Origin of the sequence: Paenisporosarcina sp. TG-14 (assembly GCF_000297555.1) — a bacterium.
Lineage (GTDB): Bacteria > Bacillota > Bacilli > Bacillales_A > Planococcaceae > Paenisporosarcina > Paenisporosarcina antarctica.
In genome coordinates this window covers 1-8,542 of record NZ_AMGD01000110.1, presented here as the reverse complement: position 1 = coordinate 8,542, position 8,542 = coordinate 1, and the positions used below count along the sequence as shown (strand labels likewise).

Sequence of the window (8,542 nt, the reverse complement as noted above, 5' to 3'; positions counted from 1 at the left end):
TCAGGCTTTTTTTAGTTTCATATTACTTTAACTAATTTGATAATAGTAATACTTATGTACAAGAACCGGTCGTGCTTCACGCGACCGGTTTCCTCTCTTGTCAATCAATTATAAAACTATTTGCCTACTAATCTTAAAGTTGATTCCGTGTGTTTGTGTTCGAGTACTTGGATTCGCTCATTCAAATTAGCTATCATACGAATTAGTTGCTCCATATGTAATTCCATTCGAATGAAATGATCAGGCAATTCTTTCATATTGGGTGAATTCCTTTCTCTTGGATTCGAGTGATTCAAGAATTTGTGTATTTACCTACGGTGCGGTCTACCGAGGCTTTTGGATTTACACAACAGGTAATTCTTTATGCTCTTCGTCTGTAAAAATAAAGTCGTCTTTTGCTTTCGATTCTTTATTAACAAAAGTACCTTCAGAAGATTCTTCTGTTTTAGGTTTTGTTTGTAAAAACTGAACTTCGTCGACGATTACTTCTGTTACAAAGACGCGAGTGCCATCTTCTTTTTGATAGGACCTTGAATGGATATGTCCACTGATTCCAACGAGTGAGCCTTTACCACAATACTTGACAGTGTGTTCAGCTAGTTTTCCCCATACAGTACATAACACAAAATCCGCATCATCTGCTTTTGCGTTTTTGTAAGTACGTTGTACGGCTAAGACGAAACTTGCTTGGACTCTGCCTTCTGACAAGCTTCGAAGTACAGGATCTTTTGTCATGCGCCCAATCATCCCAACTTGATTCATTTATCCCCCTCCTTTCTTGGTATTGAATTTATTGTACAAATAACATTAAATTGTGTGCAAATCACAAAAAATTTATTTTGACCACTTTTCCGGGGGGAATAATTCGATTTTGAAGGTGCTTTATTTTCACAAAAACCATATAAACCTATATCGCTGTAAGCTAGACCTGCTTATGCTAAAATTCAATTTTGACCACATTTCAAAGTTTTTTAAACTTTGTGTTATAATTACTTCATATAGACTTCGCGGAGAGGGTGTGCGCTTATTGAAAACATTTAAAATGCTATCCATGACAGCGGTTCTAGGGGACCAAAATATCTCAATTCCTCTGATAGATGGTATCATTATTAATCAAGAAAACAGCCACCGATCTTGGACTTTAGAGATGTATGTAGATAATACTAATAGTGATCTTTTTGAAGATCACAGAGTTTCAGGTGACTTGATGGAAGTAAAAGTCGTCATTTCATATCCTGAAAACGAACCAGCGAGCTTTGAAGTAATTGTCTATGAAGTGAAAAAAATAGGTGATTATGTTTCAGTGTTGTTTAAAGGAACATTAAAACGTGCTCGTCGTAAGTATGCAGAACAACTGCTAACTGAACTAATCTCACATGGATTATCAGGGGACGCACTTGTTGCTCAATTTGAAGAAGGTATGCGTAAGCGTCCTCAATTAGAAAAAGACTCGGCGAAAGTTTAGCCGAGTCTTTTTTATTTCACTAAAAATATAGGCTAAGTTATCTCATTTCATCTCCTGGTGCAATTGGTTCTGTCTCTCGATCATTCATACCTTCATTACCATCTAAGTCTCTAGTTTCTTCAGGTAAGTTAGTTCTTTCATCAGTACCCGGAACTACATCTCTTGTTTCTTCACGATAATCTTCCATAGGGGTTTCGTTAACTCCCGGTACGTCGTCTCTCATGTTACATCCCGAGAGTACTAAAGCACTTAAACCTAATCCAATCATTGTTTTTTTCCACATTAAAAAGTTCCCTCCTTTCTGGCATTGTTTACCACACAACAGTGTGATTCACATTATGTTGCCCGAGAAAGAAGAGAACTATCCGATAATATATTTGTTTTTCATTCAAAATGAAATGGAACGTATGATGCTATTTATATCTTTACTATTCCCTCAAATGGATTGTGAAAAACTGGGTCCTAGCCCAAATGAAATAGCGATTAACTTGAACCTCTGCTTGAGAAACTCATTCGAAAACAGGTTTTCGATTCATTGCTTCTAAGCGTCGGAGTCGAGCTAAAGTGTGCTTCTGCTGCGCTTTTTTTATTTATCGGTCCATGTCATCTGCGTCTCGCGCATCCATGTCATCTTCTAATATTTCTTCTTCTGGCGTATTTCTGTCTTTCGTCATGTCTTTATCCTCATCAAGATTTTGGTCTTCTGTCGTTGGACTTGTATCTGGAACTACATCTCTTGTTTCATCACGAGTATCTTCCATAGGAGTTTCGTCACCCCCCGGTATGTCGTTGTTACAACCCGAAAGTACTAAAGCACTTAAACCTAATCCGATCATTGTTTTTTTCCACATAAAAAAGTTCCTCCTTTCTGGCATTGTTTACCACACAGCAGTGTGATTCACATTATGTTGCCCGAGAAAGGAAGGAACTATCCGATAATATCTTTGTTTTTCGTTCAAAATGTTTTCGATGTATGATGATTCCCGCTTACACGCATATTACAATATATTTAAAAATTGCGCATTTAATATGGATCATATGATTTAATTGTCTCTTTACGATTCCCACAAATGGATTGCAAAATACAAAAAAGATTAATTAACGTTTATTCTGCTTTTTCAACAATTGGTCCTAGTGCAAATAAAATATCAGTTTCGCAAGCGATTTCTCCGTCAACTGTAGCGATGGCATGTCCTTTGCCCATTGCGCCACGAATTTTAGTAAACTCCACTTCTAGACGAAGCTGATCACCAGGTACTACTTGACGTTTGAAACGGCAATTATCAACGCCTGTTAAGAAAGCCAGACGTCCTTTATTTTCTTCTTTATTTAATAAAGCTACTCCACCTACTTGAGCTAGTGCTTCAATTATTAATACACCTGGCATAACTGGGTATCCAGGAAAATGTCCGTTAAAAAAATCTTCATTAATTGAGACGTTTTTTAATCCAACAGCACGCTTGCCATCTTCTATTTCCGTGATTCGATCTACTAGTAAGAACGGATAACGATGTGGTAATATCGCTTGAATTTGTTGAGCTGATAATATCATGTTAAGTTCCTCCAATTATGACTCTTTGCCATTTAAAATATCTAAAATATGTTGCCATGTTTCCCATTTGAGTGCATCTTTAGGTTCGCCGTCTCCAACGTATCCATAGCCAATCATCAATCCTGCTGCCATTGCTCCAAGGACCAGTGCTATTATGAGAATGATGCGAAGCCAAATCGGGAAAAGACGGATTTGAACCCACCATGTTTTCTTTTCATCCTTAACTTTGGCTTTTTCAGCTTTGTGCTGTTGTCGCTTTGAAGGCGTTGGCGTATTCTCTTGTTGTTGGTCTTTTACATCATTTGTCATTCGCCGTTCTCCTTATCGTATATCAATACATAGGTGTTTGTTTATCGTTTAAAATCAAGTTGAAGCTTTCCCAATATTATTAAGTAAAATACCTGTTCCAATTGCCACACAATTCATTGGCTCGTCTGCAATTAATACAGGAACTTTTAACGCTTCTGCAAGCAATGAATCAATGCCGTGCATCAGTGCACCGCCACCTGTTAAAATAACACCACGGTCAATAATGTCAGCAGAAAGTTCAGGCGGTGTTTGTTCTAAGACGTTTCTCGCTGCTTGTAAGATCAATGCGATGGATTCACGCATACATTCTTCTATCTCTGGCGAACGTATGGTAATCGTGCGTGGAAGACCTGTTATCATATCACGACCACGGATTTCCATTTCTTCATTGCGTCCATCTGAGAATGCTGTACCGATTGTAATTTTAATATTTTCAGATGTACGTTCACCAATTAATAATTTATAATGTCGTTTTATGTACTGTAAAATGTCATTATTGAAAACATCTCCGGCAACTTTAATCGATTCAGACGTGACAATATCGCCCATCGAAAGGACTGCGATATCAGTTGTGCCTCCACCAATGTCAATAATCATGTTGCCACTTGGTTGGAAAATATCCATACCTGCACCAATCGCTGCTACTTTTGGCTCTTCTTCCAAGTAAATCTTCTTGCCACCAGATTTCTCGGCTGCTTCACGAATCGCTTTTTGTTCCACACTTGTAATGTTTGTTGGACAACAAATTAAAATACGCGGCTTGGAAAAATAGCCTTTGACATTTAATTTATTAATAAAGTACTTTAACATCATTTCAGTGACATCAAAATCAGCGATGACTCCTTCTTTAAGTGGACGAACCACTTCAATATTCCCTGGAGTTCGCCCTACCATTTTGTAAGCATCTTCGCCAACTGCAAGAACTCGTCTCGTTTTACGGTCCAATGCTACAACAGAAGGTTCGTTTAAAACGATTCCCTTGCCTTTTACGTGTATTAAAATATTTGCCGTTCCAAGGTCAATTCCAATATCTTTTGCAAACATGGACCATGTTTCCCCTTCCTACATATCTCTTATATTTAGTGAATATTAACGTTAATCTTTTGTCTCTACTAACTGACAATTCTATCATATAGAACTTCTAATTACATCTTTTTTCACGTAGAAAAGACGCCATGACGTGTCTAACGTCATGGCGTCTTTTCTGGTTGTACTACTTTTTTCTTCCACATTTGTTTCGTCGCTTCCCCGCCTCTAATATGTCGGATAGATTTATGATAAGCGAGAATTTCACTTACTTCTTTGGCCAGTGGTTCATTCACTAGTTTTAAGCGTTCTGTTAAATCTTTGTGCACTGTGCTTTTCGAGTAGCCCGATTTCTTTGCAACCGCGCGTACTGTCAAGCCAGTTTCCTGCACTAATTCACCAAGGTCAAGGCAACGTTTCCGGATCTGTTCGTGCAAGTCCGCATCCTTCCGTACCGAACGATTCTTATACCGTATGCCTTAAACTTTGAAATTAGAACGCTAAGTACGTTCGTGGATTCATAACTTCGCCTTTATCATCAAAAACTTCGAATTGTAAATGAATGCCCGCTGTTGGGTTAAATTCATTTTCAGTTGAGGTTGCCATAGCTTGCCCTTGTTTCACAACATCGCCAGTTTTCACTAAAATTTCAGTGACGGAACGATATACTGTGAGATAACCATTTTCATGTTCAACAATAATCTCGTCACCAATAAATGGATCTAGATTAACTTCTTTTACTGTTCCACTCATGGCAGATACGACTTCAAACGGTTGCCCTTCAATCGAAATTGAAACACCGCTATTTGTTTCGTAAGTTTGGTTGAATACAAGAAGAGAATTCTCTTGCGATTCTTCAGAAGCTTCAGTGTCATAGAAATCTTGTAAAATCGTCATTTGATCAAGCATTGCTTCATCAAATGGGAATTTCATGTTCTCTGCTTGCGCTGTTACAGGAACTTTAGCTTCTTCACCATTTGGATTAATTACTAGACCAGAATCTGCGACATCACTCTCTGGGCTGACAAACGCATTATAACCCCAAATCATGCCTACAAATAATAGCGAAAACCCAACGTAGATTGACGGCCAAAGCCACTTGTTCTTTTTACTCTTGATTTTTACTAGAGAAGGATTATTAGATTTTTCCTCTCGCATATTCATCACCTCTTGTTGCTAGTGTTGTCAGCGATTTAATTTTTTAAACATGCAGATTGAATAGATTGGAAATTTTTTATTTCTGTCTTTGGATAATAGTGCTTTAAGATCGATTCCACCTTGCTTCCTTCCTGTGCCATTGCGTTAGCCCCGTATTGACTCATCCCTACCCCATGCCCGTATCCTTTCGTTGCTACGGTAATGAGATTAGGGTTGGATGTATCAATTTCAAAATCTGTTGACGGGAGCCCTAAAACTTCTCGAATTTCACGGCCTGTCCATTCGTGTTGTTTAGTAGTCATTTGTTGAATTCGTTGTGATTTATTTTCTGTCAATTCCAATTTTTTGAAGTGATCAGCTGTCCAATTAAAGCCAAATGCATCGTTCCATTCTTTCAATGTAAATGATTTTGACTGGTTAAACTTAGGAGATATTGTATCTCCTTTACTGTCCGTTGAAATCAAATATGGAATTTCGTTTCCACTATATCCTTCTGCGCTTTCCGTCTTTCCGTTACTGGTTGAAAAGAACATCGCCGTAATGGGTTCATTATTGTAAGTAATAATTTTAGAAGCTGTTTGGGTGACTGCTTGTGTGATATTTAGAGGAGGTGTACGTTCGCTTGGGGAAAGGAACGCTTGATGTGAAGTCGTTGGTTTAATAGAAGTTGCTCCGAAGTTTGTTGTTTTGAGTGCAAATGTGCGAGCTGCAATGGCTTGTGCTTTTAAAGCCTCTAACTGAAACGTAGACGGCATTTCCGCTTGAACTACACCTGCAATGTATTCTTCTAATGGAAGAGGCTCAGCAAGCCCTTCAACACGAATCATTACGGGATCACACTCAATAGCGGTTTCGGTTTTAGATTCAGATTTTGGTACTTCCTGTTGTTGCTTTGGTATCTTTTTTATTAATTCCAGTGGCAGGAGAAATAATGCGAGACATACAATTATAACGGCTAGGTATCTCATGAACTGATTGTATGAAAAGAACGCCCACTTTATGAACGACTGAGCTCGAATAGATTTTCACAACGTGTAATCCATCCCTATTTTAAATCATTACCTACTATAATTAAAACCTTGGTTTCCGGATCGTTATGGACGGGAATTCTGTTGCAAATATAACCTAGAGCATGAATCGAAGCTAGAAGTTACGTTGTCACTTCTAGCTTCGATCGTTCTTATAGGCAATCTTGCGGCGGATGTACGTCCGTCGCTTTCCTACACCCTTCACGCTACCTCGGCACGTGAATTCCCACAGGAGCGTAGCGAAAACAAAACCATTTTAGCACTTTCCCTCATATCAAAACCCGCCAATTACTACGGTGGGGCCATTAATCACTCAGCCTTTCTATATTAAGGTTCAAAATCTTGATTTGTACTGTCGGATGACATCGCCAGCTATTTTTTGTGAAGAGAAGTGTTGGATCTAATTTCCAGTATTTCACTATTACAACGTGACGCTCTATTTTTACAACGTCGACTCTCTTTTTTACAACGTCACCTACAATAATTACAACGTGATGCCTCATAATTACAACTGAGCCTTCGCTCGACAAGAAAGTGTACATTTCCCTCATAGCAAAACCCGCCAATTACTACGGCGGGGCCATTATTCACTTCAGCCTTTCTACTATTTAGGTGAAAAATCTTGATTTGAACTGTCGAATGCCTTCGCCAGCATTTTTTGTGACGAGAAGTGATGGACCTAGTTTTCAGTATTTAACTATTACAACGTGACGCTCGATTTTTATAACGTCAACTCCTTTTTTTACAACGTCCCCTACAAGAATTACAACGTGATGCCCAATAATTACAACTGAGCCTTCGCTCGACAAATTCTGCTTCTAAAAACTTGCTTCAGCATAAACTTTTATGTTATTTTCAATTTATCTCTATTAAAATATCTACTTAAAGGAGTATCTTTATGGACACATTACGGATTCCACCAAAAACCATTCAAGTCTACAAACGATTGCTTCATCGTTTCCCACACAATCATCCATTTAAAAAAGACATCCAGGCAAAGATTAAAAGTATCGAGGCCGGTTATTTTGGTGAGAGATATGTTGATCATTTCCTTAATCAAATTGATTTTCCGAAACCTTACACTATTCTAAAAGATATTCATATTCAAATCCGCCCTGATTCTTACCTTCAAATTGATACGCTCATAATTACACGAAAGTATATTGCCATTCTTGAAATTAAAAATATTAAAGGGAAAATTTACTTTCAACAAAACCCTAAACAACTTGTTAGAGATTTGAATGGAGAAATAACTACCTATAAATGTCCTGAACAACAAATCTTAAGACATCATAAAAAGCTACATTATCTGTTACAACAACTCAAAATATCCATACCTATAGAAAAAAGAATAGTATTCGCCTTCTCGTCAACCCATATTTTCAATCCCCCAGAAGACGTGAAAGTATTAATGGGATGCGATGTTTCTAATCACATTGATGAACTAAACGAACTCCCAAATGTAATTTCAACCTCAACTTTCAACCGTTTATCAAAATCTCTAATATCACTATCTACTAACTATTTTCCACAAGCACTTGCAGAGACCTACCCAATTAATTTGAAAGACCTAAAGACTGGACTAATCTGTTCGGAGTGTCAAAATAATACACACCAAAACCGTTGTCCTACTTGTAAAATATCTAAAAAGACACTTCAAAAACAAGCCATAGAAGACTGGTTCTACCTATGCAAGAATTCAATATCCAACAATGAATGCTTACATTTTCTCGACCTAAAAGATAAATATGCCGCAAGCTATTTACTGAAAAATATTGGACTTGAAGCAATTAATAATAACAAGTATCGCCGTTACACTTATTCAACATCTTTTTGGCTAACCAAAGAATCGGACACTACCTATAAATAATTAAGCAACCGTTGATGAAAAAACGGTTGCTTCTTTTTTATGTTGGATGAACTGTCTGTCACTTTAGTTAATGACGATCAATATTCGAAATCAGGACACTTCCGAAATTTTACTATTACAACGTGACGCTCTAT

12 protein-coding genes are annotated in these 8,542 nt (G+C 37.7%); 2 read left to right on the top strand and 10 right to left on the bottom strand.

What is annotated here, in order from left to right; all coding sequences use genetic code 11:
- Positions 1–116 precede the first annotated feature (116 nt).
- Together C406_RS20865 and C406_RS0118905 are read right to left on the bottom strand one after the other, a co-directional pair.
- A complete protein-coding gene (locus C406_RS20865) occupies positions 117–257 on the bottom strand; it encodes a hypothetical protein (protein WP_017382205.1) in 141 nt (46 codons plus the stop codon).
- 85 nt (positions 258–342) lie between these two features.
- Positions 343–762, bottom strand: coding sequence for a single-stranded DNA-binding protein (locus C406_RS0118905; protein ID WP_017382204.1), 420 nt, complete (start codon positions 760–762; stop codon positions 343–345).
- A 265-nt stretch (positions 763–1,027) separates the two neighbouring features.
- On the opposite strand from C406_RS0118905, the gene C406_RS0118900 reads away from it, so the two are divergent.
- The gene (locus C406_RS0118900; protein ID WP_017382203.1) at positions 1,028–1,465 is read left to right on the top strand and encodes a YwpF family protein; all 438 of its coding nucleotides are present in this window, start codon (positions 1,028–1,030) and stop codon (positions 1,463–1,465) included.
- Positions 1,466–1,502: 37 nt separating this feature from the next.
- Here C406_RS0118900 and C406_RS0118895 read toward each other — a convergent pair whose 3' ends face one another.
- From C406_RS0118895 to spoIID, 8 genes are all read right to left on the bottom strand, one after another.
- Entirely contained in the window at positions 1,503–1,748 is a 246-nt protein-coding gene (locus C406_RS0118895) for a hypothetical protein (RefSeq protein WP_017382202.1), read from the bottom strand.
- 307 nt (positions 1,749–2,055) lie between these two features.
- On the bottom strand, positions 2,056–2,316 hold the full coding sequence (locus tag C406_RS0118890) for a hypothetical protein (RefSeq protein WP_017382201.1): 261 nt from the start codon (positions 2,314–2,316) through the stop codon (positions 2,056–2,058).
- A gap of 254 nt (positions 2,317–2,570) precedes the next feature.
- Positions 2,571–3,014, bottom strand: coding sequence for a 3-hydroxyacyl-ACP dehydratase FabZ (gene fabZ, locus C406_RS0118885; protein WP_026045756.1), 444 nt, complete (start codon positions 3,012–3,014; stop codon positions 2,571–2,573).
- Between the two features lie 18 nt (positions 3,015–3,032).
- Positions 3,033–3,326: a DNA-directed RNA polymerase subunit beta gene (locus C406_RS0118880; RefSeq protein WP_017382199.1), complete on the bottom strand. Its 294-nt coding sequence runs from the start codon at positions 3,324–3,326 to the stop codon at positions 3,033–3,035.
- Between the two features lie 54 nt (positions 3,327–3,380).
- Positions 3,381–4,370 (bottom strand): rod shape-determining protein, encoded by a 990-nt coding sequence (locus C406_RS0118875; RefSeq protein ID WP_017382198.1) that lies wholly within the window; start codon positions 4,368–4,370, stop codon positions 3,381–3,383.
- A gap of 146 nt (positions 4,371–4,516) precedes the next feature.
- Entirely contained in the window at positions 4,517–4,789 is a 273-nt protein-coding gene (locus C406_RS0118870) for a sporulation transcriptional regulator SpoIIID (RefSeq protein WP_017382197.1), read from the bottom strand.
- A gap of 55 nt (positions 4,790–4,844) precedes the next feature.
- On the bottom strand, positions 4,845–5,510 hold the full coding sequence (locus C406_RS0118865; RefSeq protein ID WP_017382196.1) for a M23 family metallopeptidase: 666 nt from the start codon (positions 5,508–5,510) through the stop codon (positions 4,845–4,847).
- Positions 5,511–5,545: 35 nt separating this feature from the next.
- Positions 5,546–6,478: a stage II sporulation protein D gene (gene spoIID / locus C406_RS0118860; RefSeq protein WP_017382195.1), complete on the bottom strand. Its 933-nt coding sequence runs from the start codon at positions 6,476–6,478 to the stop codon at positions 5,546–5,548.
- Between the two features lie 958 nt (positions 6,479–7,436).
- Here spoIID and C406_RS0118850 point away from each other — a divergent pair.
- Positions 7,437–8,408: a nuclease-related domain-containing protein gene (locus C406_RS0118850; RefSeq protein WP_017382193.1), complete on the top strand. Its 972-nt coding sequence runs from the start codon at positions 7,437–7,439 to the stop codon at positions 8,406–8,408.
- The last annotated feature ends 134 nt before the right edge of the window (positions 8,409–8,542 follow it).

Coding starts and splice junctions, on each gene's coding strand:
- spoIID (WP_017382195.1), bottom strand. CDS start 6,478: ATGAGATACCTAGCCGTTATAATTGTATGTCTCGCATTATTTCTCCTG.
- C406_RS0118875 (WP_017382198.1), bottom strand. CDS start 4,370: ATGTTTGCAAAAGATATTGGAATTGACCTTGGAACGGCAAATATTTTA.
- C406_RS0118905 (WP_017382204.1), bottom strand. CDS start 762: ATGAATCAAGTTGGGATGATTGGGCGCATGACAAAAGATCCTGTACTT.
- C406_RS0118880 (WP_017382199.1), bottom strand. CDS start 3,326: ATGACAAATGATGTAAAAGACCAACAACAAGAGAATACGCCAACGCCT.
- C406_RS0118890 (WP_017382201.1), bottom strand. CDS start 2,316: ATGTGGAAAAAAACAATGATCGGATTAGGTTTAAGTGCTTTAGTACTT.
- C406_RS0118865 (WP_017382196.1), bottom strand. CDS start 5,510: ATGCGAGAGGAAAAATCTAATAATCCTTCTCTAGTAAAAATCAAGAGT.
- C406_RS0118850 (WP_017382193.1), top strand. CDS start 7,437: ATGGACACATTACGGATTCCACCAAAAACCATTCAAGTCTACAAACGA.
- C406_RS20865 (WP_017382205.1), bottom strand. CDS start 257: ATGAAAGAATTGCCTGATCATTTCATTCGAATGGAATTACATATGGAG.
- C406_RS0118895 (WP_017382202.1), bottom strand. CDS start 1,748: ATGTGGAAAAAAACAATGATTGGATTAGGTTTAAGTGCTTTAGTACTC.